General features: G+C 67.5%; 25 protein-coding genes. 11 read left to right on the top strand and 14 right to left on the bottom strand.

Going from position 1 to position 23,084, the window contains the following annotated elements; all coding sequences use genetic code 11:
- The first annotated feature begins 13 nt into the window (after nucleotides 1-13).
- Nucleotides 14-1,207 (top strand): urate hydroxylase PuuD, encoded by a 1,194-nt coding sequence (locus OHZ10_RS10465; protein WP_059233900.1) that lies wholly within the window; start codon nucleotides 14-16, stop codon nucleotides 1,205-1,207.
- A 93-nt stretch (nucleotides 1,208-1,300) separates the two neighbouring features.
- Here OHZ10_RS10465 and OHZ10_RS10470 read toward each other — a convergent pair whose 3' ends face one another.
- Nucleotides 1,301-1,711, bottom strand: a complete 411-nt coding sequence (locus tag OHZ10_RS10470; RefSeq protein ID WP_059233899.1) for an ACT domain-containing protein — start codon at nucleotides 1,709-1,711, stop codon at nucleotides 1,301-1,303.
- A 71-nt stretch (nucleotides 1,712-1,782) separates the two neighbouring features.
- Nucleotides 1,783-2,703: a LysR substrate-binding domain-containing protein gene (locus tag OHZ10_RS10475; protein ID WP_340624210.1), complete on the bottom strand. Its 921-nt coding sequence runs from the start codon at nucleotides 2,701-2,703 to the stop codon at nucleotides 1,783-1,785.
- A gap of 133 nt (nucleotides 2,704-2,836) precedes the next feature.
- Here OHZ10_RS10475 and OHZ10_RS10480 point away from each other — a divergent pair, with 133 nt between their 5' ends.
- A complete protein-coding gene (locus OHZ10_RS10480) occupies nucleotides 2,837-3,652 on the top strand; it encodes an aminotransferase class IV family protein (RefSeq protein WP_342702361.1) in 816 nt (271 codons plus the stop codon).
- Between the two features lie 16 nt (nucleotides 3,653-3,668).
- On the opposite strand, the gene OHZ10_RS10485 is transcribed toward OHZ10_RS10480, so the two are convergent.
- Nucleotides 3,669-4,073, bottom strand: a complete 405-nt coding sequence (locus tag OHZ10_RS10485) for a RidA family protein (RefSeq protein WP_059233896.1) — start codon at nucleotides 4,071-4,073, stop codon at nucleotides 3,669-3,671.
- Between the two features lie 152 nt (nucleotides 4,074-4,225).
- Between OHZ10_RS10485 and OHZ10_RS10490 the strand changes: the two genes are divergently transcribed.
- The gene (locus OHZ10_RS10490; protein WP_059233895.1) at nucleotides 4,226-5,188 is read left to right on the top strand and encodes a LysR family transcriptional regulator; all 963 of its coding nucleotides are present in this window, start codon (nucleotides 4,226-4,228) and stop codon (nucleotides 5,186-5,188) included.
- A 97-nt stretch (nucleotides 5,189-5,285) separates the two neighbouring features.
- Here OHZ10_RS10490 and OHZ10_RS10495 read toward each other — a convergent pair whose 3' ends face one another.
- The 11 genes from OHZ10_RS10495 to OHZ10_RS10545 form a co-directional block, all read right to left on the bottom strand.
- Nucleotides 5,286-5,798, bottom strand: coding sequence for an ureidoglycolate lyase (locus tag OHZ10_RS10495; RefSeq protein ID WP_059233894.1), 513 nt, complete (start codon nucleotides 5,796-5,798; stop codon nucleotides 5,286-5,288).
- Nucleotides 5,795-6,808: an allantoicase gene (alc, locus tag OHZ10_RS10500; RefSeq protein WP_342702364.1), complete on the bottom strand. Its 1,014-nt coding sequence runs from the start codon at nucleotides 6,806-6,808 to the stop codon at nucleotides 5,795-5,797. The genes OHZ10_RS10495 and alc overlap by 4 nt, the downstream gene beginning before the upstream one ends.
- Nucleotides 6,809-6,870: 62 nt before the next feature.
- Nucleotides 6,871-7,392 (bottom strand): 2-oxo-4-hydroxy-4-carboxy-5-ureidoimidazoline decarboxylase, encoded by a 522-nt coding sequence (gene uraD, locus OHZ10_RS10505; RefSeq protein WP_342702365.1) that lies wholly within the window; start codon nucleotides 7,390-7,392, stop codon nucleotides 6,871-6,873.
- Nucleotides 7,389-8,342: an allantoinase PuuE gene (gene puuE, locus OHZ10_RS10510; protein WP_059233891.1), complete on the bottom strand. Its 954-nt coding sequence runs from the start codon at nucleotides 8,340-8,342 to the stop codon at nucleotides 7,389-7,391. The genes uraD and puuE overlap by 4 nt, the downstream gene beginning before the upstream one ends.
- 149 nt (nucleotides 8,343-8,491) lie before the next feature.
- Nucleotides 8,492-9,283, bottom strand: a complete 792-nt coding sequence (locus tag OHZ10_RS10515) for an aspartate/glutamate racemase family protein (protein WP_059233890.1) — start codon at nucleotides 9,281-9,283, stop codon at nucleotides 8,492-8,494.
- A gap of 10 nt (nucleotides 9,284-9,293) precedes the next feature.
- Nucleotides 9,294-10,778, bottom strand: coding sequence for an NCS1 family nucleobase:cation symporter-1 (locus OHZ10_RS10520; protein WP_059233889.1), 1,485 nt, complete (start codon nucleotides 10,776-10,778; stop codon nucleotides 9,294-9,296).
- Between the two features lie 149 nt (nucleotides 10,779-10,927).
- The gene (locus tag OHZ10_RS10525; protein ID WP_059233888.1) at nucleotides 10,928-11,632 is read right to left on the bottom strand and encodes a GntR family transcriptional regulator; all 705 of its coding nucleotides are present in this window, start codon (nucleotides 11,630-11,632) and stop codon (nucleotides 10,928-10,930) included.
- 308 nt (nucleotides 11,633-11,940) lie between these two features.
- Complete coding sequence (gene ldcA / locus OHZ10_RS10530) at nucleotides 11,941-12,879, bottom strand: muramoyltetrapeptide carboxypeptidase (RefSeq protein WP_174993022.1); 939 nt, start codon at nucleotides 12,877-12,879, stop codon at nucleotides 11,941-11,943.
- A 99-nt stretch (nucleotides 12,880-12,978) separates the two neighbouring features.
- A complete protein-coding gene (gene tadA, locus OHZ10_RS10535) occupies nucleotides 12,979-13,563 on the bottom strand; it encodes a tRNA adenosine(34) deaminase TadA (RefSeq protein ID WP_059233886.1) in 585 nt (194 codons plus the stop codon).
- On the bottom strand, nucleotides 13,560-13,961 hold the full coding sequence (locus tag OHZ10_RS10540; protein ID WP_027784729.1) for a DnaJ family domain-containing protein: 402 nt from the start codon (nucleotides 13,959-13,961) through the stop codon (nucleotides 13,560-13,562). Before OHZ10_RS10540 ends, tadA begins: the two co-directional genes overlap by 4 nt.
- Before the next feature lie 280 nt (nucleotides 13,962-14,241).
- The gene (locus OHZ10_RS10545; protein ID WP_342702369.1) at nucleotides 14,242-15,459 is read right to left on the bottom strand and encodes an MFS transporter; all 1,218 of its coding nucleotides are present in this window, start codon (nucleotides 15,457-15,459) and stop codon (nucleotides 14,242-14,244) included.
- A 291-nt stretch (nucleotides 15,460-15,750) separates the two neighbouring features.
- Here OHZ10_RS10545 and OHZ10_RS10550 point away from each other — a divergent pair, with 291 nt between their 5' ends.
- The 8 genes from OHZ10_RS10550 to OHZ10_RS10585 are packed head-to-tail and all read left to right on the top strand — an operon-like array spanning nucleotide 15,751 to nucleotide 23,004.
- Nucleotides 15,751-16,521, top strand: coding sequence for a GntR family transcriptional regulator (locus OHZ10_RS10550; protein WP_342702371.1), 771 nt, complete (start codon nucleotides 15,751-15,753; stop codon nucleotides 16,519-16,521).
- Entirely contained in the window at nucleotides 16,518-18,257 is a 1,740-nt protein-coding gene (locus OHZ10_RS10555; protein ID WP_174993024.1) for a fumarate reductase/succinate dehydrogenase flavoprotein subunit, read from the top strand. Before OHZ10_RS10550 ends, OHZ10_RS10555 begins: the two co-directional genes overlap by 4 nt.
- A gap of 10 nt (nucleotides 18,258-18,267) precedes the next feature.
- Nucleotides 18,268-18,513 (top strand): 4Fe-4S dicluster domain-containing protein, encoded by a 246-nt coding sequence (locus OHZ10_RS10560; protein WP_059233882.1) that lies wholly within the window; start codon nucleotides 18,268-18,270, stop codon nucleotides 18,511-18,513.
- Between the two features lie 48 nt (nucleotides 18,514-18,561).
- A complete protein-coding gene (locus tag OHZ10_RS10565) occupies nucleotides 18,562-19,986 on the top strand; it encodes an ABC transporter substrate-binding protein (protein WP_342702373.1) in 1,425 nt (474 codons plus the stop codon).
- Nucleotides 19,987-20,033: 47 nt separating this feature from the next.
- The gene (locus OHZ10_RS10570; RefSeq protein ID WP_059233880.1) at nucleotides 20,034-20,909 is read left to right on the top strand and encodes an ABC transporter permease; all 876 of its coding nucleotides are present in this window, start codon (nucleotides 20,034-20,036) and stop codon (nucleotides 20,907-20,909) included.
- Nucleotides 20,906-21,694 (top strand): ABC transporter ATP-binding protein, encoded by a 789-nt coding sequence (locus OHZ10_RS10575; RefSeq protein ID WP_059233879.1) that lies wholly within the window; start codon nucleotides 20,906-20,908, stop codon nucleotides 21,692-21,694. Before OHZ10_RS10570 ends, OHZ10_RS10575 begins: the two co-directional genes overlap by 4 nt.
- A 39-nt stretch (nucleotides 21,695-21,733) precedes the next feature.
- Entirely contained in the window at nucleotides 21,734-22,729 is a 996-nt protein-coding gene (locus OHZ10_RS10580) for a HEAT repeat domain-containing protein (protein WP_342702375.1), read from the top strand.
- Entirely contained in the window at nucleotides 22,726-23,004 is a 279-nt protein-coding gene (locus OHZ10_RS10585) for a gamma-butyrobetaine hydroxylase-like domain-containing protein (RefSeq protein WP_256085014.1), read from the top strand. The genes OHZ10_RS10580 and OHZ10_RS10585 overlap by 4 nt, the downstream gene beginning before the upstream one ends.
- Nucleotides 23,005-23,084 lie beyond the last annotated feature (80 nt).

Genomic DNA, 23,084 nt, shown 5'->3' on the forward strand with positions numbered 1-23,084 from the left:
CTGGAGGAGTTTCATGGAAGGCTTCATCACCGACTGGCTGAACCTCGCGCTGCGATGGCTGCACGTCATCGTCGCCATTGCGTGGATCGGCGAGTCCTTCTATTTCGTCGCGCTCGACAACAGCCTGAAACCGCCGACCGACCCGAACCAGCGCAAGCGCGGTGTGTTCGGCGAGCTGTGGCACGTCCACGGCGGCGGTTTCTACAACATGCAGAAGTACACGGTCGCCCCGCCGGAAATGCCGGATGACCTGCACTGGTCGAAGTGGCCGTCGTACACGACCTGGCTGTCGGGCTTCTCGCTGTTCTTCGTGCTGTACCTGCTCGCACCGAACACGTACCTGATCGACAAGAGCGTGCTCGACATGGGCCCCGTCGTCGCCGTCGCTTCCGCACTCGGCTTCCTCGCGGCCGGCTGGATCGTCTACGACTCGCTGTGCCGCGTCCTCGGCACCAACGATCGCGTGCTCGGCATCTGCGTCGGGATCTACGTCGTCGTCGCAGCGTACCTCGCATGCCACATCTTCTCGGGCCGTGCCGCCTATCTGATCGTCGGCGCAATGCTCGCGACGATCATGTCGGCGAACGTGTTCTTCGTGATCATCCCCGGCCAGCGCAAGATGGTCGACAAGATGCTCAAGGGCGAAGAACCGAACCCGATCTACGGCAAGCGCGGCAAGCAGCGCTCGGTGCACAACACGTACTTCACGCTGCCGGTCGTGTTCGCGATGCTGTCGAACCACTACGCGATGACGTACACGAACAAGTTCAACTGGATCGTGCTCGTGCTGATCATGCTGGCCGGCGCGCTGATTCGCCAGTTCTTCGTGATGCGTCACCGCGGCAAGCAGCTGTGGTACCTGCCGATCGGCGGCGTCGCGCTGCTGTCGGGCGCGCTGGTCTGGACGATGCCCAAGCCGGTCGCACCGGAAGCGCAAGCTGCAAACGCGCCGAAGATCGTGATCAACGACATCATGCCGATCCTGCAGCAGCGCTGCGTCGAGTGCCACTCGTCGAAGCCGACGCTGATGGGCAGCGCTCCCGCAGGCGTGATGTTCGACACGCCGGACGAAGTGTCGAAGAACGCGCAGCGCATCTACGAACAGGCCGTGCGCCTGAAGGCGATGCCGATCGGCAACGTCACGCACATGACCGACGACGAGCGGACCAAGCTCGCCGCCTGGTTCGAGGGTGGCGCGGTCAAGTAAGCCGCCGTGCGCCGGTTGCCGGCGCAATCCTCTCCGTTCGCGGGCCCGGTGACGGGCCCGTTTTTTTTGCGTGCGCGCAATGCGTTTCGTGCGCTAGCCGCGCAGCGCGTCGCGCTGCAGTGCGACGAGCGCCTCGAGTGCGCGCGGGCCGTCGTCGAACGGTACGAAGATGTGATCGTGGTATGCAGCGGCCATCACGTTGCAGCTGATGCCCGCTGCACCCAGCGCCCGCGCGAATGCGGCCGTGAGGCCGACGGCCGCGAGGTCGGAATGGACGGTCAGCGTGATCCATGCGGCGCGGAACAGCACGGGCCAGCCGTAACGGGCAGCCGCTTCCTCGTCGACCACGACCGTCAGCCCTTCCGCTTCACGGAACGTGGCAACTACTTCGGATAACGATACGTCTGCGTCAGACGGCAGCGCGACGAAGGCGAACGCGCCGGGATGCAGGTCGGGCTGCATCGTGCGCAGCAGGATCGCGAGGTCGTTTTCAGGTTGGCTCATCGGAGAATCGCGTCCGGAACCGGACGTCGTACGGTGGCGATGCGGGCACGATAGCACGTGCGGCGATCGCGTCACGCACGCACCATCGCCACCTCGTCCGCAAGCCAGTCGCACAGTGCAACGATGCGAGGATCGCCCTGCGTGTGCTCCGGATACACGACGTGATACGCGAGCCCCGGCGCCACCTCGACGTTCACGTCGAACAGCCGTACGAGGCGCCCGTCCGCGAGATCGCGCGCGATCATGTGCGGCTCCGCCAGCCCGACCGTCGTACCGTCCATGACAGCCTGCACGACGTGGCTTGAATCCGGAAACGCGACACACCGGCTATCGTCGAAACCGTCGATGCCCGCTGCGGTCATCCATGCCGACCAGCGCGGCCAGATCACGCCGTCGACTTCGCAGTCGGCGTGGCAAAGCGTGTGACGAAGCAGGTCGCGCGGCTTGCGCAACGGTGGGCCGGCCGACAACAGCGCGGGGCTGCCTATCGCGACGACCGACGTGCCGAACAGGCGCTGCGTACATGCGTCCCGGTAACGCCCGGTGCCGAAACGGATCGCGACATCCACATCGTCGCCATCGAAATCGCGCAGCCGGTCGGTGATGTCGAACGTCAGTTCGAGCGCCGGATGCGCGGCCTTGAAGCGCGGCAGGCGTGGCAGCAACCAATGCGTCGCGAAGCGCGCGCCGACCGACACGCGCAATTCCGTCTGCTCGCGCGCGATGCGCCGTGCGCGTGCGCTCGCGTGCTGCAGGCCCGCGAGCGCATCGGCGGCCGCCGCAGCCAGCACGGCACCCGCCGGCGTCAGCCGGATGCTGCGGCTCGTACGGACGAACAGCGCCATGCCGAGCTGCGCCTCGATCTCCTTGATCTGGTGACTGACGGCTGCCGGCGTCAGCCCGACCTCGTCGGCCGCCCGCGAAAAATTCAGGTGCCGCGCCGCCGCATCGAACGTTCTCAGCGCGCGCGTACCGGGCCACATGCGTTCCATCGATCTTCAAACAGAATTTGATGACCGTGACAAAACTACTCGTTTTTCTTGTCGCCATCAATCGGCAAACAATAGGCTTTCTTGAAGATGCCGTGCGCCGGCCCGTGCGCGCGGCCAACCTGGAGATTCGTCGATGACCGCTGCCCCCTTCCCGTCCGTCACCCAGATCAACGGCGTGGCCGCTACACGCGAAACACTCGCCGCGCTGGCCTTCGCAGGGCATGCGCATTTCACCGCGATGCAGATACGCGACGGCCGCGTGCGCGGGCTCGACCTGCATCTCGCACGGCTGCGCGACGCGTCGCACGCGCTGTTCGGTCGTGCCCTGCCCGACGAGCGGATTCGCGCGTTCCTGCGCACCGCGCTCGATCGCGCGCCGCCGGCGCTGTCGCTGACCGCGACCGTGCACGCGACGACGGGCGAATTCGTCGCGCCGCGCGATGACGAAGCGCTCGACGTGCTGGTCCGCACAGCCGCGCCGTCGTCGGGGCCGGCCGGCCCGCTCGATCTCGCGCTGTTCGAACACGAGCGCGTGCTGCCGGACATCAAGCACGTCGGCGAAGTCGCGAAGACGCACTTCCTGCGCCGTGCGGTCGCGCAGGGTTTCGACGATGCGGCGTTCATCGATCGCCGCGGGCGCATCAGCGAAGGCTCGATCTGGAACGTCGCGTTCTGGGACGGCAACGCGGTCGTATGGCCGGTGGCCGACATGCTCGGCGGCGTCACGATGGGCATCCTGCGGCGGCAACTGGCGCGCCTCGGCATCGCGCAGCACGATCGCGAAGTGACGCCGGCCGACCTGCCGTCGATGGCCGGCGCCGTCGTGATGAATTCGTGGACACCAGGAATCGCCGTGCACCGGCTCGGCACGGCGGCGCTGCCCGAGTCGTCGTCGCTCGCCGTGCTGCTGCGTCGCGCATATGAGCAGGAGCCGCCCGTCGCGCCGTGACATGCGCACGCCCTGCTCAACCGTCGACAGCCTCCGGCAGCCGCGCGATCACCTTGATCTCGAACTGGAAGCCGTACAGCCAGGTCACGCCGACGGCAGTCAGCGCGGGATGCGGGGCATCGCCCCAGTATTCGGGAACGATCTCCCAGATCCGCTCGAACGTCGCCTCCGGATCGACGAGGAACACCGTCACGTCGACGACGTCGTCGAACGTGCAGCCCGCCGCGTACAGCACCGCATTCAGGTTGTCGAACGCGCGGCGGACCTGCGCGCCCAGCTCCGGCTCGGGCGAGCCATCGTCGCGGCTGCCGACCTGCCCGGACACGAACAGGAAGCCGTTCGAGCGCACAGCCGGCGAATAACGGTTGCGGTCATACAGCGCCTGGCGACCAGGCGGAAAAACTACGCTACGCTTTGCCATTCAACCCCTCCATCGGTCTGCGGGGCGACACCGCCCCTGTCTCAACGATGAAGGCACTTTAAGGACCGTTGCGCGGCGGATAAACCGGCAACCTTGTCCAACACTGTTTGCGCTCTCCAAACAATGTCCGAGCGACGCGGAGCCCTGACCCGATGGATCGATTCGACGCAATGCAGGCGTTCGCCCGCGTGGTGGAAGCCGGCAGCTTCACGAAAGCGGCCGACACGCTGCACATGAGCCGCACCACCGTCACGCAACTGGTGCAGCAGCTCGAAGCGCGGCTGCGCGTGAAGCTGTTCAATCGCACGACGCGCAAGGTCGTCGTCACGGCCGACGGCGCCGCGTACTACGACCGCGTCGTGCGCCTGCTGGCCGACATGGACGATGCCGAAACGAGCCTGTCCGCTGCGTCGGCGTCGCCAAGGGGGCGGCTGCGCGTGGACGTGCCGAGCCCGTTCGCGCGCCTGATCCTGATCCCCGCGCTGCCCGCGTTCCATGCGCGCTATCCGGACCTCCAGCTCGACATGGGCGTGAGCGACCGCGTGGTCGACGTGATCGGCGAGAACGTCGACTGCGTCGTGCGCGGCGGCGAACCGGCCGATCGCTCGCTGGTTGCACGCCGCGTCGGCGACCTGCGGCTCGGCGTGTACGCATCGCCGGCCTATCTCGCGCGCGCCGGCACGCCAACGCATCCGGGTGACCTCGAAGATACGCATCACCGCATCGTCGGTTTTCTGTGGGCGCGCACCGGCAAGGCATTGCCGTTTGCGATGGCGCGCGACGGCGAGCAGATCACCGTGCGCGGACGCTACGTGCTCGCGGTCGACGACGGCAATGCGTATCTCGAAGCCGGTCTCGCGGGGCTCGGCATCCTGTGGCTGCCCGACTACATGGCCAGCGCGTATCGCACGCGTGGCGAACTGGTGCCGCTGTTCGAGCAGTGGCAACTCGAACCGATGCCGATGTACGTCGCGTTCCCGCCGAACCGGCACGTCAGCGCGAAGCTGCGCGTATTCGTCGACTGGGTCGCCGACCTGATGGCGCAGCATGCGCCGGTCGCGAACCGGCGTCGCGGCGGCGGTTCGCGCGACACGCGCAAGGCCGTGGCAACCTGAATCGCGAGACAGCGACCGCACATAAAAAAACCCGCGCACCTTGCGCGGGTTTCGGCAGGCATGCAAACAGCCTGTCAGTCGCGAGAACGCCGGCGACTCAGGCCGTCAGCGCATGCAGCGCTTCGTCGGTGAGCCACAGCGATTCCTGCAGATCCTGCTCGTTCAGGTTCAGGCCATCACCGCCGCGATCGACGACGATGAAGTCGCTGACGCCGCCGAGCGCGATCAGCGGGTGATGCCACACGCCCTTCGCGTAGTTGACGCCCTGCCAGCCGCTCGTCACGAATGCGCGGATCTGCGCCGGATCGAGGTCGCCCGCGGGCGCGACGACGACGAGATACGGCTGGTCGTTCAGCGGCACGAAAGCCTGGCTGCCGAGCGGGTGCCGCTCCAGCATCTTCACCTCGAACGGCAGCGTGCGCGGCTGGCCGCGGAACAGGTTCACGAGCGTGCGGCCGTCTTCATCGGTCACGTCGACTGTCGCGAGATCGTGAAAGCGGATCGTCGTGCCGAGGTTGATCGGGATCTGCTTCGCCCCTTCCGTTTCGATCACGTCGCCGAACGGCGCGAAGGCTTCCTTGGTCAGCGGTTCGATTGCAAGCGTCTTCATTTGTCGAGCGTCCCCCACAGACGCAGGCGCGACACGCCACCGTCCGGAATGATGTTCAGTCGCACGTGCGTGACGGGGCCGAGCGACACGATGCCGTGTTCGAAGTAATGCTGCTTGTCCATCTGCAGCTTCTGTTCGCCGAGCAGCACCGGCCAGAACATCGACTGCGTGATCAGCGAGCTGTCCGTGCCGCCCGACACGTACGCGGCCTGGATCGAGCAGCGGTCCGGGTAGTTGCCCTTGAAGAACGCGGTATCGACTTCGATCTTGCGGATCACGCCCGGCTGCGCGAGCGCGATGATCGCCCAGTCGTTGCCCGGTTCGCGACGGCGGCGAGTTTCCCAGCCGTCGCCCATGTTCACGCCGCGGCCCGGCAGCAGCAGGTTCGACGCGACACCGAAGTGCTGGTTGTTCGCGGCCACGACGTAACCGCCGTTTTCCATCGCCGCGAGGTCGAACTGCTCGGTCGCGCTCGCACCGGCCCAGTCGAGCTGCGGCTGGCCGTACACGCGCAGGCGCGCGATGCCGCCGTCCGGGTAGATGTTCACGCGCAGGTGCGTGAACGCTCGCGCGTCGCTCGCTTCGACGTAGTGATGGCTGTTGCCCTGCAACGTCGTCGACGGCACGATCTCGACCCACTCGGTCGCATGCGTCGGTGCGCCGTCGGCCACGAACGCGGCCTCGATCGACGCGGCCGGCGGGAAGTTGCCGGTGAAGTGGCTCGTGTCGATGTCGAAGCCCTTGATCACGCCCGGGCGCGCGAGCTTGACGATGCACCAGTCAAAGCCCGTCGTGCGCTTGCGGCGCGTTTCCCAGCCGTCCATCCACTTGCCGTGGTCGTCGTACTTGCCGGGAATGAAGACGGCCGGCTCGGGGTTCAGCATCCGGTCCTTCGGCGCGAAGAAATCGTCGCTGGCCTCGAGCGCCTGCGCACCGAGACGCGGGTCGGCAAGATTCACGTAGCGCCGCGTGAAATCGGGTGCGTTGGGATCGAGAAGCGGAACAGCCATGATGTTTCCTTGTTTCAGTGATGCGATCAGGCCGCTGCGACGCAGCAGGCCGCATTGCGGTGTCAGGCGTCGATCAGGTCGTCGAGGCGGAAGCGCGCGATCCGGTAGATCTGGTCCAGGCTCGCACGCAGTTCCTCGTTGCGCGAATGATTCACACGCGACTCGAAGTTCGCGATGATGCCGTGACGGTCATAGCCGCGCACCGCGAGGATGAACGGGAAGCCGAACTTCTCGCGATACGTGCGGTTCAGCGTCAGCAGCTTGTCGAACTCTTCCTGCGTGCACTGGTCGAGGCCCGCGCCGCTCTGCTCGCGCGTCGACTCGGCCGTCAGCTCGCCGCGCACGGCGGCCTTGCCGGCCAGCTCCGGGTGAGCGTTGATCAGCGCGAGCTGGCGCACTTCGCCGCCCGCTTCCACCGCACCCGACATCGTCTTGTGCAGCGCGTCGATGCTCGCGAACGGCCGCTCGCCCGCGGCGACTTCGGCCACCCACGGCGAATGTTCGAAGATCCCCGACAGCGCCGCGACAAATGCGCTCGGCGCCATCGTGTTCAGTTGTTCCAACGTGTAGCGCATCGCCTTCATGCTTTCCCTTCGTTTTGATGATTGGGCTGATACGGATGATGTTCACGCCAGTGACGCGCGATATCGACACGGCGCGTCACCCATACGCGCTCGTGCTTCTCGATGTGATCGAGGAAACGCTGCAGCCCGCGGAACCGGCCCGGCCGGCCGAGCAGCCGGCAGTGCATGCCGATCGACAGCATCTTCGGCGCCTCGTCGCCTTCCGCGTACAGCACGTCGAATGCGTCGCGCAGGTAGTCGAAGAAGTGATCGCCGGTGTTGAAGCCCTGCGGCGTCGCGAAACGCATGTCGTTCGTGTCGAGCGTGTACGGCACGATCAGTTGCGGCGACGTGCCGCCGCCCGACACCTTGACGTCCATCCAGAACGGCAGGTCGTCGCCGTAGTTGTCGGAGTCGTACAGGAAGCCGCCGTGTTCGGCGACCAGGCGGTGCGTATTGGGGCTGTCGCGGCCGGTATACCAGCCGAGCGGGCGCTCGCCCGTCACGCGCTCGATCGCTTCCATCCCGAGGCGCATGTGTTCGGCTTCGAGTTCCGGCGTCATGCTCTGGTAGTGGATCCAGCGCCAGCCGTGGCACGCGATTTCATGGCCCAGCTCGACGAAGGCGCGCGCGAGCTCCGGATGACGCTCGATCGCCATGCCGACGCCGAATACCGTCAGCGGCATCCCGCGCTTCTCGAATTCGCGCAGGATCCGCCACACGCCGGCCCGCGAACCGTATTCGTAGATCGACTCCATGCTCATGTGGCGGTCCGGATACGCGGCCGCGCCCACGATTTCGGACAGGAACTGCTCGGAGCCCGGATCGCCGTGCAGCACGCAGTTCTCGCCGCCCTCCTCGTAGTTCAGCACGAATTGCACGGCGACGCGGGCGCGCCCCGGCCAGTTCGCCTGAACGGGATGGCGGCCGTAGCCGATCAGGTCGCGAGGATAGTTGGGATCGAGTGACATGGGTTCGAAATGCGGCGAAAGCGGGCTGAAATAATGGGTTCGCATCGACTGCGCGGCGCCCGGAGGCCGACCGCACAAGCCGATGCGATGACGGCCCAGTGTAGCGAAAACGTTCATACGCGCCCATACAGCGACGCAGATAGTGCGTGTCAGACGGTGTGTATGTGCGGTTGCGGCAAATTCCCGACCGGTTCCGCCGCATCCCCGTCCGGCGGGCTGAAGCGGGCGAATGCGCCGTCGTAGCGCTTCGGCAGCGGCCGCGCGAAATCGCCGCGTTTCGCGGTCGCGAGGCGCAGCGCGACGAGCGCCTCGGCCCATTTGACCGCCGCCGTGACGCCCTCGACCACCGGCGCGCCGATCTGCTGCTCGATCTCGTGCGCGAACTCGGCCATTCCCGCGCAGCCGAGCACGATCGCGTCGGCGCCGTCCTCGTCGAGCGCGCGCCGGCATTCGTCGACGATGATCCGGCGCGCGGCCGAGCCCGGCCGGTCGAGTTCGAGCACCGCGACGTCGGTCGCGCGCACGTTGCGGCAGAACCGCTTCATCCCGTAGCGCTCCGCGAGGTGCCACGCCATCCCGCAGGTGCGGGCGAGCGTCGTGACGACCGAGAAGCCCGGCGCGAGCACGCTCGCCGCATGCATCGCGGCCTCGGCGATACCGATCACCGGCCCGCGTGCGAGCTCGCGCGCCGCATACAGGCCCGGGTCGCCGAAGCATGCGATCACGTACGCATCGCAGCCGTCGCGCTCGCCCTGCGCGATCTCGGCGAGCAGCCCCGGCGTCGCGAGCGCCTCGTCGTAATAGCCTTCGATCGACGGCGGCCCCATCGGCGGGCTCACCGCAACGATCTCCGTGCCCGCGGCCGCGACCTCGCGTGCGCAGCGACCCATCGCGTCGGTCATCCGCTGCGTCGTATTCGGATTGATCAGTCGAATCTTCATCGCTCGCTCCTCACGCCTTCGTGCTCACGAGCAGCCGGTAGAACACGAAGCCGAGCCCCGCGCCGATGAACCACGAGAAGTTCGCGACGCCTTGCCAGCCGGGCACCATCACGCAGACGACAGCGATCACCGCGGCCGGCAGCAGCGCGGCGAGCGCGCGGCGGTTCACGCCGCCCGTGTACCAGTACGCGCCGCTCTCCGACATCGTGTACAGGTCGTCGCGCACGAGCCGGCCGCGCTTGACGAGGTAGAAGTCGGCGATCAGCACGCCGTACAGCGGGCCGATGAACGCGCCGAGCACGTCGAGCGTGTAGTGGATCACGGCCGGGTTGTTGAACAGGTTCCACGGCGTGATGAAGATCGACGCGACGGCCGCGAGCATCCCGCCCGCGCGCCAGCTGATCAGCCGCGGTGCGACGTTCGAGAAATCGAACGCGGGCGACACGAAGTTCGCGACGATGTTGATGCCGATCGTCGCGATCGTGAACGTCAGCGCGCCGAGGATCACCGCGGTCGGATGGTCGATGCGGCCGACCGTCTCGACCGGGTCGGTGATGAGTTCGCCGAACACCGGCAAGGTCGCTGCCGTCGTGATCACCGTGACGAGCGAGAACGCGAGGAAGTTGACCGGCAGCCCCCAGAAATTGCCGCGCTTCACTTCGCCGAACGAGCGGCAGTAGCGCGAGAAATCGCCGAAGTTCAGCATCGGCCCGGAGAAATACGACACGACCAGCGATACGGCCGTGATCATCACCGGGATCACTTCCGCGCCGTGATACTTGACGCCGCCGAGGTTGATGCCGATGTTGCGCCAGCCCGCGCGCCACACCATGTAGCCGGCGAGGATGAACATCACGACGTAGACGGCCGGGCCCGCGAAGTCGATGAACTTCTTGATCGTCTCCATCCCGTTCCAGAACACGAATGCCTGCAGCACCCACAGCAGCATGAAGCCGGCCCACCCGACCGCCGACAGCCCGAGGAAGCCATAGCGGTGGACGTCCGCATACGGCAGCCATTGCGGGACAAATTTCAGCACGACGATCACGAGCGCGCTCGACGCGAGATAGGTCTGGATGCCGTACCACGCGATCGCGATCAGCCCGCGAATCACGGCCGGCACGTTCGCGCCGAGCACGCCGAACGTCGCGCGGCACGCGACCGGATACGGCACGCCGATCTGCTGGCTCGGCCGTGCGATCAGGTTGCACAGCACGTTCACGAGGCCGATCCCGACGATCAGCGCGATCAGCACCTGCCAGCTCGTCAGCCCGAGCGCGAACAGGCTGCCTGCGAACACGTAGCCGCCGACGCTGTGCACGTCCGACATCCAGAACGCGAAGATGTTGTACGAGCCCCATGTCTGATTCTTCAGGGGTGCCAAATCTTCGTTGTACAGACGTTCGCTGAAACCATTCGGCAGCGCCGGGTCGCCGCCCTCGCCGCCTTCTTCCGCCGGATAGGCGCTGTCGTGCGCCACACTGAACTGAGCCATGACTTCTCCTTGACGCGGCCGGGCGGCCGCTCCACCGTCATCGATATCGCTCCGGATCGACGCCCGGAGTCGGACCAGCGGCCCGCGGCAAACGCCGCAGGCCTGCATTGCTCTCGTTCTGTGGCGCGCGGCCGGGTTCGCGTCGCCGCTCAGGCGCCGCCGAACACTTCGCGCAGATCGACCTGCCCTTGCGCGGGCCGGTCCAGCATCTTCAGTTCGACATGCTGCAGGTGGCGCGCCATCAGCGTCACCGCCTGCTTCGGATCGCCCGCCTCCAGCGCGGCGAGGATCTCGTCGTGGTCGTCGCACGAGCACGGGCTGCGCCCGTGCGATTCGTACAGCGCCGACATCAGCGTCGAGCGTGCGACGAGCCCTTCGAGGCACTCGCTGAGCGTCGCATTGCCCATCAGTGTCGCGAGCGCCGTGTGGAATTCGCCCGACAACCGGATCCATGCCGCGACGTCGTGCCGCTCGAACGCCCTGCGTTCCTTGTCGATCAGCGTGGCGACACCCTTCAGCCGCTTCGCGCCGGGCCCGGTTGCGAGCCGCTCGACCACCGCAAGCTCGATGATCCGGCGCATCTCGAACACCTCGTGCACGTCCTGCAGCGTCGGGCTCGCGACGAACGCGCCGCGGTTCGGCTCGAGGTCGACCAGCTTGTCGGTCGCGAGCTGCGCGAGCGCCTGGCGAATCGTCCCGCGCTTCACGCCGAACACGTCGCAGAGCTGCGCCTCCGTCAGCTTCGCGCCGGGCGCGAGCCGATGCTCGAGGATCGCGGTGCGGATCCGCTCGGCGATCGCTTCGGGACCGGCTGCGCCGGACGGATGGGAATCGGGCTCGTTCATGATCTGCATCGTGTGATGGTCCTCATCCTAGGGCGGACATAAAGATTGTCAACAATTCTTTTGGCGGATTCCGCACAATCGGCGTGCAGCGGTGTGCCGTCACGCGGTGCAAGACGCACGAAATCCATGCATGACAAGGCTGACAGGCATGACAGAGGCCATTCTCGTCGTATACCCTCCCAGCGATTTTGTTGACAAACTTGGTGCACAACCGGGTCAACAACGGGTTTGCGTCGACGAAAATTCCAGACCGTTAGTTGCGTACTTACATAAAGAAAAAGGCGGGGAAACCCGCCTTTCGATCGATCGCGCCGGCATCAGCCGAGATGCGGATAGTCCGACAGCGTCAGCCGGAAGCCGTGAGCATTCGCGACCAGTTGCGCCTGCGCGCCGAACGGCAAAGTCAGCAAGTCGGGCACGTGGCCGAACTGGAGCCCCGTGACGACCGGAATCCCGATCACCGCCCGCACCTGGTCGATCATTGCCTGCATGTCGTAGCCGTTGTCGTACTCGAACGGCCGCGCACCGGTGAACTGGCCGAGCACGAGCGCCTGCTGGCGCGCGAGCAGGCCCGACAGATGCAGTTGGTAGATCATCCGCTCGATCCGGAACGGCTGCTCGTTGACGTCCTCGATGAACAGGATGCCGCCCTCGATATCGGGCATGTACGGCGTGCCGACGAGCGACGTGAGGATCGCGAGGTTGCCGCCCCACAGCGTGCCCGTCACGTTTACCGCCTGCACCTGCGGCGCCTCGGTGACGATCGTCGTGCTCGGCTGCGTCAGCGTCTGCCAGAAGTGCTGCATCGTGAAGTCGCTCGGCGCCTCTGCGCCGAAGTCGGCCGACAGCATCGGGCCGCCGAACGTCTTGATGCGCGCCTTCGCGTACAGCGCAAGCTGGATCGCCGTGAAGTCGCTGTGGCCGACGAGCGCAACCGGCTGGTCGCGCAGCCGGCGTTCGAGCCCGCGATAGTCGAGCCCGTGCAGGATTCGCGCGGCACCGTAACCGCCGCGCACCGCGAGCGCGATGTCCGGCAGCGGCCGCTCGGGATCGGCGAGGCGGTTCAGGTCGCCTGCCCGCTCGCCGTCGGTCCCGCCGAACCGCTGGAAGCGCCGCTGCGTCGCCTCGATGTTCTCGATGCGTTGCTGCGCGGTGCTGAGGCGCTCGAGCGCGCGGTTGATCGCATCGGGGTCGTGCGGATAGCCGGACGGCGCCAGCAGGCGGATGGTGTAGGACGCGGCGGGCTGGAAGGACATGGCGAAAGGTGTCGGGTCGTCAAACCTGCTTAGAGGGTCCGAACCGTCTCCGGTTCACGGAACCGTGCACGCCCGGAACGCCGGGCGCGGCCGGGGCGCCTATGACGCGCCGGATTCGGCGTCGCGGGCGTGCCGCGCTTCGCGCAGCGCGCGGCGGCGCTCGGCGAAGAACGACTTCAGCGCGGCCCCGCATTCGTCCGCGAGCACGCCGCCGGTCACTTCGGTATGGTGGTTGAGCTGCGGATTCGCGAACGCGTCGATCACGCTGCCGCAGGCGCCCGTCTTCGGATCGGCGGCGCCATAGACCACCCGTGCGATGCGCGCATGCATGATCGCGCCGGCGCACATCAGGCACGGTTCGAGCGTCACGTACAGCTCGCATCCGGGCATCCGGTAATTCTGCAGATGCTGCGCGGCCATGCGCAGCGCGGCCATTTCCGCATGCGCCGACGGATCGTGCCCGCCGATCGGATGGTTGAAGCCGCGTGCGATCACTTCGTCGCCGCGCACGAGCACCGCGCCGACCGGCACTTCGCCGGCCGCCCGCGCCTCTTCGGCGGCAGCCTGCGCAAGACGCATGAAATGCAGGTCGCGCGCCGATACGGGCGCGGCTTCGGGAACGGGAGAATCGGCAGCGGGGTCAGCGGCCGGGCGGGCTGCGTCGTGCAGCGCGTCGGACGTCACATCGTCCCCGCTTCGGCGGGCGCGTCGTCGAGCCCGCGCTCGCACAGGCGTTCGGCGATGCGCCGGCAGTAGTCGCGCGGCATCACCATCGGGCCGCCGCGCAGCGATTCCAGCGCCATGTCGAGTGCAAGGATCTTGGCCTGCAGCCGGCAGCGCGCGGCACGGTCGCTGACCGCCTGCACTTCGTCGTGCAGGTTGCGCAGCGCGCGCAATTGCTCGACGGCCGGCGGCACGAAGCCCGCGTTCTTCAGGATACGGTTGGCCACCCGCACCTCCTCGGGCACGAGCAGGTCGTCATCCAGCGCCTGCGGCGCGCCGGTACCCGGCAAATCGTCGAACTCGCCCCGCGCGGCGGCGGCGGCGATACGTTGTTCGACCAGGGCGTCAAGCAATCTCATCAGTCAATCGGAACAATGCGGCAGGCCGAATTCTAGCAGGGTGACGCGGCGATGACAGGCTCTTCGAATATATGCTCGATATTGCGTTTTTTAGGGGCCGAATCGCGGCGCATGCACGCCGATCGCCGTCACTTCCCGCTCTGCTGCGCCGCAGCAGGCTGAGCGCCGTCCGGGCCATCTCAAATGCAAGCGGTGTCGGGCCCTGTTTTTTGTTCGTAACGACGCGGGCCGAACCGCGCCGGTCCGGCGAAACGGCAGCAGACCTGCTTCCGTCGCCGTGTTACGCGGCCACCGTTTCCGGCCGCGTTTTCGCGAACGGCCGGAACGTCGTCGCGATCAGGAACGCACCGATGCCGATCGCGAACGAACCGAGGTACAGCCAGCCGTAGCTGCCGAACGTATCGACGATCAGGCCGCCGGCGACCGGGCCCGTGGCCATCCCGAGGCTGCCGGCCATCGCGCAGCCGCCGATCACGGTGCCCATCATCCGCAGCGGGAAATTCTCGCGCGCGAGCACCGAATACAGCGGCATCACGCCCGCATAGATGAAGCCGAACAGCGTCGCGACCGCGTAGAACCCGTCGAGCGAGCGCACGAAGTAGTAGCCGAGCGCGCCGAGCGCCTGTGCGAGCAGCCCGGCCACCAGCATGCGCTTCGCACCGAGGCGGTCGCCGAGAATCCCGAACGCGATCCGGCCGCCCATGCCCGCGAGCCCTTCGACGCTGTAGATCGACACCGCGACGATCAGCGGGATCCCGCACGTGACTGCGTAGCTGACCGTATGGAAGATCGGGCCCGAGTGCGTCGCGCAGCAGAAGAAATTGGTCAGCAGCAGGATCGTGAACTGCGGCGAGCGCAGCGCGTCCGAGACCGACATCGCCGCGGGTACGCCTGCAGGCGCAGGCGCCGCGTGCGCGGGAGCGTGATCGAGCGCGGGCGCCCGCCGCACCAGCAGCGACGCCGGAATCATCACGACGGCCGCCAGCGCGGCAATCAGCAGCATCGACGTGCGCCAGTCGCGCACCGACACGAGCCACGCGGCGAGCGGCGCCATCGTCATTGGCGCCATCCCCATGCCGGCCGACACCAGCGACACCGCGAGGCTGCGATGCGTGTCGAACCAGCCCGTCACGCACGCCATCATCGGCGCGAATATCGCGGCCGTCGCACTGCCGACGGCCAGGCCGAAGGTCAGCTGGAACACGAGCAGCGACGGCGCGCGGCTCGCCAGCGCGAGGCTCGCCGACAGCAGCACCGCGCCCGCGATGACGACCGGCCGCGTGCCGATCCGGTCCGACAGGCTGCCCCACGCCATGCTCGCGAAGGCCATCGCGATGAAGCCGAGCGTCATCGCGCCGGAAATGCCGGTCATCGACCAGCCCGTGTCGCGCGCAATGGCCCGCAGGAACACGGGCAACGAAAACATCGCGCCGATCGCGACGCAGCCCATCAGGCCGCCCGCGGCGACGATCACCCAGCGGTATCGGGAATCCGGCATGTGACGTCTCCTGGTTCGTTCTTACCGTCCTCGGCAACCCGGTGCAGGCCACGTGCGCGGCGCGATACCCGGTCGACATGACTACGACGGGCGACGCATCGGGAAATCGACATGCGCGGCGCACGGACGCGTGGTTTTTTTCATTGTCGGCGATTCCACGCGGCTCGCAAGGGGCGGATCGTCCGTACGCCCCGCTTTTCCGCAACCGGAAATTCGAAATCAGAAAAAGTTGGTTGGGGCACGCGATCGCGCTGACTACACTCGCCCCATCTTGTCATAACAAGTTGACCGATGACCCCATCCAACGTCGTGCCGCTGTCGGCGGCCCCGCTCTACGTGCAGATCAAGGACACGCTGCGCGCGCGCATTCTCGACGGCACCTATGCGCCGCACAGCCGCATGCCGTCCGAGCACGAGCTCTGCGCGATGTTCGACGTCAGCCGCATCACGGTGCGTCAAGCGCTCGGCGACCTGCAGAAGGAAGGCCTGCTGTTCAAGCTTCATGGCAAGGGCACGTTCGTGTCGAAGCCGAAGGCATTCCAGAACGTCACGTCGCTGCAGGGGTTCGCCGAGGCGATGTCGTCGATGGGCTACGAGATCGTCAACCAGCTGCGCAGCCTGCGCACCGTGAAAGCCGACCGCCATCTGGCCACCAAGCTGAACGTGCCGGAAGGTGCGCCGCTCGTCGAGATCCACCGCGTGCGGCTGCTGAACCGCGAGCCGGTGTCGCTCGAACAGACCTGGGTGCCCGAGGCGCTCGGCAAGCGGCTCGCCGGCGCCGATCTCGCGACCCGAGACATCTTCCTGATCCTCGAAAACGACTGCGGCGTCCCGCTCGGCCATGCCGACGTGTCGATCGACGCGATCCTCGCCGACGACGAGATCGTCGACGCGCTGCACGTCGAGGAAAGCAGCCCCGTGCTGCGCATCGAGCGCCTCACGCACGACGCGTCGGGTGCACCGATCGACTACGAATACCTCTACTTCCGCGGCGACGCCTTCCAGTACCGGTTGCGCGTCGACCGGCAGAAGGCGCGCAAACCTGCAAGGAACCCGCGATGAATACCCATGTGCACGAATACGACATCGTCGTGGTCGGCGGCGGCACGGCCGGCCCGATGGCGGCCATCAAGGCGAAGGAGCGCGATCCGTCCCTGCGCGTGCTGCTGCTCGAGAAGGCCAACGTGAAGCGCAGCGGCGCGATCTCGATGGGCATGGACGGCCTGAACAACGCGGTGATCCCCGGTCATGCGACGCCCGAGCAGTACACGCGCGAGATCACGATCGCCAACGACGGGATCGTCGACCAGGAAGCCGTGTACGCGTATGCGACGCACAGCTTCGCGACGATCGAGCAGCTCGATCGCTGGGGCGTGAAGTTCGAGAAGGACGGCACCGGTGACTACGCGGTCAAGAAGGTCCATCACATGGGCTCGTACGTGCTGCCGATGCCGGAGGGACACGACATCAAGAAGGTGCTGTACCGGCAACTGAAGCGCGCGCGCATCGCGATCACGAACCGGATCGTCGCGACGCGCGTGCTGACCGACGCGCAGGGCCGCGCGAGCGGCGTGCTCGGCTTCGACTGCCGCACCGCCGAATTTCACGTGATCCGCGCGAAGGCCGTGATCCTCTGCTGCGGCGCGGCCGGCCGCCTTGGGCTGCCGGCGTCGGGCTACCTGATGGGCACGTACGAGAACCCGACCAACGCGGGCGACGGCTACGCGATGGCCTATCACGCGGGCGCGGCACTCGCGAACCTCGAATGCTTCCAGATCAACCCGCTGATCAAGGACTACAACGGCCCCGCGTGCGCGTACGTGACGGGCCCGCTCGGCGGCTTCACCGCGAACGGCAAGGGCGAGCGCTTCATCGAATGCGATTACTGGAGCGGCCAGATGATGTGGGAGTTCTATCAGGAGCTGCAGAGCGGCAACGGTCCCGTGTTCCTGAAGCTCGACCACCTCGCGGAAGAAACGATCCGCACCATCGAGCAAATCCTCCATACGAACGAGCGGCCGAGCCGCGGCCGCTTCCATGCAGGGCGCGGCACCGACTACCGCAGCCAGATGGTCGAGATGCACATCTCCGAGATCGGCTTCTGCAGCGGTCACAGCGCATCGGGCGTGTACGTGAACGCACGCGCGGAGACGACCGTGCCCGGGCTTTACGCAGCCGGCGACATGGCGGCCGTTCCGCACAACTACATGCTCGGCGCGTTTACGTACGGCTGGTTCGCCGGGCAGAACGCGGCCGACTACGTGGCCGGCCGCGAACTCGCACCGGTGGACGACCAGCAGGTCGATGCCGAGCGCACCCGCGCGCTCGCCCCGCTGCTGCGCGAGCGCGGCCTGGCGCCGGCACAGGTCGAGTACAAGCTGCGCCGCATGGTGAACGACTACCTGCAACCGCCGAAGGTGACGCGCAAGATGGAAATCGGCCTTCAACGTTTTGACGGAATTATTGAGGATATCGAAGAAATCAAGGCAAACCACCCGCACGAGCTGATGCGCGCGGCCGAAGTGCGCGCGATCCGCGACTGCGCGGAAATGGCTGCGCGCGCGTCGCTGTTCCGCACCGAGAGCCGTTGGGGGCTGTACCACCATCGCGTCGACTTCCCGCACCGCAACGATGCCGAATGGTTCTGCCACACCTGGCTGCGCAAGGACGCCGACGGCGCGATGCGCAGCGAGAAACGGCCGGTGGAACCGTACCTCGTGCCGCTCGCCGACGACGAACGCGGCGCCTATGCGCAACTGCGCATCCGCGAACCGGCCGCGCCCGCGGCCGCCCTTTGAGGAACCTGCCATGCCCCATACCCCGCACGACATCTTCCAGCGCAGCAGCGCACCCGTCACGATCGACGAGGCCCTGTGCATTGCCGACAAGGGCTGCACCGTCTGCGTCGACGTGTGCCCGCTCGACCTGCTCGCGATCGACGTCACCCAGGGCAAGGCCTACATGCAGTTCGACGAATGCTGGTACTGCATGCCGTGCGAGCGCGACTGCCCGACGGGCGCGGTCAAGGTCGACATCCCTTATCTGCTGCGCTGACACGGTGCGCGACCGGCGCACCGCCCCCCTCTCCCGGACTCACGACACATGAAAAGAACGCTACGGATGTTCCGCCTGCTCGCCGCGTCGATCGCGGTCATGGCCACCGGTTTTGCGCATGCGGAGACGATCCGCGTGGCGATCGGCACGCAGGACACGACGATCAACTGCGCGACCGGCGGCTTGCTGATCCGCGAATTGCACCTGCTCGACAAGTACCTGCCGCGCACCGGCAAGTACCAGGACGTGAAGTACGACGTGCAGTGGAAGGATTTCACGTCCGGCGCGCCGCTGACCAACGAGATGGTCGCCGGCAAGCTCGACTTCGGCGCGATGGCCGATTTCCCCGGCGCGCTGAACGGCGCGGCATTCCGCAAGGCCGGCCGCCGGAGCATATTCATCACCGTGCTCGACGGCAGCATCGACGGCAGCGGCAACGGGATCGTCGTGCCGGTGAATTCGACGGTACGCGCGCTGGCCGACCTGAAGGGCAAGACGATCTCGGTACCGTTCGCGTCGACCGCGCACGGCATGCTGCTGCGCGCGATCAAGGCCCAGGGCTGGAACCCCGACACCGACGTGAACATCGTCACGCAGGCGCCGGAAGTAGCCGGCAGCGCGCTGAAGGCCAACAAGATCGACGCGCATGCGGACTTCGTGCCGTTCGCCGACCTGTTTCCGTACCGCGGCATCGCGCGCAAGATCTACGACGGCGCGCAGACCCATGCGCCGACCTTCCACGGCGCGCTCGTCGACGCGGACTACGCGCAACGCTATCCCGAAGTCGTGGTGGCCTATCTGCGCGCCACGATCGAGGCAAACCGCCTGTTCGCGCAGAACCCGGAGAAGTACAGCCTGCTGATCGAGAAAGTCACCGGCATCGAGGCGCCCGTCGACTACCTGTATCACGGGCCGCTCGGCATCCAGACCCGCGACCTCACCTGGAAGCCCGAATACCGGCAAGCCGTCGCGACGGCCATCGATACGCTGAAGCTGCTGAAGAAAACCGACTCGGCGCCCGACCCCGCGACATTCGTCGACGACCGCTATATCCGCGCGGCGTTCAAGGCGTCCGGGCTCGACTACGACGCCGCGCTGACGCACTACGGCAAGCAGCCGCTGGCCGCGAACGATGCGCCGACCGGCAAGCCGATCCGCGATTTCAACGACGTCGCGCAAGTATGGCTCGCCGGCGACGACGCCGTGCGTCACTACGCGAGCCCCGCGGCCGCCTTCGCCGCGCTCGGGAAGCTCGGCCCGTCCGCGAAGGTCCGTGCAGTGTTCGTGCACGACCACGCGAGCGGCCTGAAGCTGTTCGCCGACCAGGCGTGGTACGTGAAGGACGCGCACGGCGTGCTGACCGCGTTCCTGCTGAAGTCGGGCGCCGATGCGTATGCGCAGCAGGTAGCGGGCGCGGTGGTCGACTACGCGGCCGCGAAGGCCGTCACCGCGCCGGCACTCGCCGCGCGCTGAACGCCGCGCGCGCCCCTTCTCTCCATTCGTCGACACGGGACCTCCGTATGGCCGCCACCCTCGAACTCGTCAAACGCCGTTTCACCGCGGCACCGCGTACCGGCGACGCGCGCCTGCCGCACAGCGCCGCGCGCCGCCATTCGACGCCCATGCGCCGCCGCGCATGGCGGATCGCGTCGCTCGCCGCGTGCATCGCGCTGTGGCAGGCAGCCGTCCACTGGCGGCTGTCGCTCGGCATCGTCACGTTCGCGAACGTGCCCGCGCCGGCCGACGTCGGCCCCGCGCTGGCATCGTTCCTGCAATCGCCGAAGCTGCCGATGCACCTGTTCGCGAGCGTCACGCGCGTGCTGGCCGGCTTCGTCGCCGCGGCGGTCGCGGGTATCGGCCTCGGGCTCGCGATCGGCCGCTATCGCCTGCTCGAAGACGCGCTGCTGCCGCCGCTCGAGATGCTGCGGCCGATTCCGGCCGTCGCGTGGATTCCGCTCGCGATCCTGATGTTTCCGTCGTCCGAGCTGAGCATGATGTTCATCACGTTCGTCGGCGCGCTGTTCCCGATCCTGCTCAATACCGTGCATGGCGCCGAAGCCGTCGACCCGCGGCTCGTCGCGACCGCGCGCAGCCTCGGCACGCGCGGCATCGCGCTGTATGCGGAAGTGATCCTGCCCGGCGCCGCGCCGTCGATCTTCACGGGCCTGTCGATCGGAATGGGCACCGCATGGTTCTGCCTCGTCACGGCCGAGATGATCGCGGGCCAGTACGGCATCGGTTACTTCACGTGGGAGTCCTATACGTTGCAGAACTACCCGGACATCGTGGTCGGCATGGCGCTGATCGGCCTGCTCGGGATGGGCAGCAGCCTGCTCGTCAAGCGCATCGGCACCGCGCTCACGCCGTGGTACGCCCCGCGCGGAGGCCGGCAATGAGCGCGACAGGCGTTGCACCGCCCGCATCGGGCCGCGTCGGCGTGCGTGCGCTGACGATCGAGCTGGGGCCGCCGCATGCGCGCTTCGCGGCGCTCGACGCACTCGACGTCGACATCGCGCCCGGCGAATTCGTCTGCGTGCTCGGCCCGTCGGGCTGCGGAAAATCGACGCTGCTCGGCGCACTCGCCGGCCACGTCGCGGCCACGCAGGGCGAGATCGTCGTCGATGGCGAGACCGTCGATCGCCCGCATCCCGATCGCGGGCTCGTGTTCCAGCAGCACACGCTGTTTCCGTGGAAGCGCGTGATCGACAACGTCGCGTTCGGCCTGAAGATGAAGGGCGTGCCGGCGCGCGAGCGCCGCCGCGAAGCCGCCGCGCTGCTCGAACTCGTCGGGCTCGGCGAGTTCGGCGCGCACTACCCCGCGCAGTTGTCCGGCGGCATGCAGCAGCGCGTCGAGATCGCCCGCGTACTGATCAACCGTCCGCGCGTGCTGCTGATGGACGAACCGTTCGGCGCGCTCGACGCGCAGACGCGCCGGATGATGCAGACGCTGTTGCTCGACATCTGGTCGCGGATCGGCACGACCGTGCTGTTCGTCACGCACGACATCGAGGAAGCGCTGTTTCTCGGCGACCGCATCCTGATGCTGTCGCCGCGGCCCGCGCGCATCGTCGCCGACATCCGCGTGCCGCTCGCGCGGCCGCGCACCGACGACAGCACGACCGAGCCCGCGTTCGTCGACATCAAGCGCCGCTGCCTTGCGCTGCTGCGCGATGCGGCCTGAGCACGCGCCCCGTCCATTCATCGCTCCGACTTTGCTCCCATGACCGTCTCCTCCTCCGCTTTCCCGCTGCCCGGTGTGCCGGCCTCCGACCACGCCGCGCTTGTCGCGCGCCTCGCCGCATCCGATGCGTCGGTGCGCCGTGTTGCGCTGCTCGAACTCGCCGATCTCGATACGCCCGAACTCGTGCCGTCGTTCGTCGCGGCGCTGCGCGACGACCCGTCGGCCGACGTGCGCAGCGAGGCTGCGCGCGTGCTCGACGCATGGGAACAGCCCGATGTCGTCGACGCGCTGTGCCATGCGCTGCTCGATCCGGACGACCGCGTGCGCGCGACCGCCGCGCAGAGCCTGTCCGAACTGAAGGACGCGGCATCGGGCGCCGTGCTGTGCCGCTGGGCCGACCGGCAGGAGCCGTTCGTGCGCGGCGCCGTGCTGCGCGGGCTGCGCGAGTTGCGCGCCCCCGATGCGTTTGCGCCCGCGCTGCGTGCCCTCGACGCGAGCACCGCTGCCGTCCGCGCGGAGGCGGTCGTCGTGCTCGGCTGGCTCAAGGATGCTCGCGCGCTGCCGCCGCTCGCCCGCGTTGCAACGACGGACGCCAGTGCGGACGTGCGGCGCGCCGCGGTCGGCGCGATCGGCTTCGCACCAGCCGGCGACGCGGCCGTCGCCGCCGCGTTGCTCGCGGCGCTGCGAGACGCCGAATGGCAGGTGCGCGAGGAAGCGGCCGCCACGCTCGGCAAGCTGCGCATCGCGGCTGCGCGCGACCCGCTCGTCGCCGCGCTCGACGACGACTACTGGCAGGTGCGCCTGCGGGCCGCGCGTGCGCTCGGGCAATTGCGCGACGCCGCCGCGGCACCGGCCGTCGCCGCACTGCTCTCGCATACGATCAGCAACCTGCGCAAGGAAGCTGCGCTCGCGCTCGGCGAATTGCACGACCGGGCGACGCTGCCCGCGCTGAACGACGCGCTGGAAGATCGAGATCCGGAAGTCCGCAAGGCCGTGCGGATCGCGATCCAGCAAATCGGCGCGGCGGCGCGATGATCGTACCGACCGAAATCGCACTCGATCATCCGGCACGCGCACTGACCCTGCGCTGGCCCGACGGCGGCACGCAGCGCATCGGCTATGCGCAGTTGCGCAGCGATTGCCCGTGCGCGGAATGCCGACGGATCCGGTTCGACGGCGGCCAGATCGACGCGCGGCCCGGCCTGACGCTGGACGGCGTGGAAGCACTCGGCTACGGCATCCGCTTCGTGTTCGGCGACGGCCATGCGCGCGGCATTTATCCGTGGCCGTACCTGGCGGACATCGCCTAGCGTCCGTGACGCGGCTTCCCCGGATCGCACGGGCGGAATGGCAGGCGTACGAAAACGCTGCGATACTGACGCCCATGATC

The organism is Burkholderia arboris (assembly GCF_038723655.1).
In the GTDB taxonomy this organism is placed as follows: Bacteria; Pseudomonadota; Gammaproteobacteria; order Burkholderiales; family Burkholderiaceae; genus Burkholderia; species Burkholderia arboris.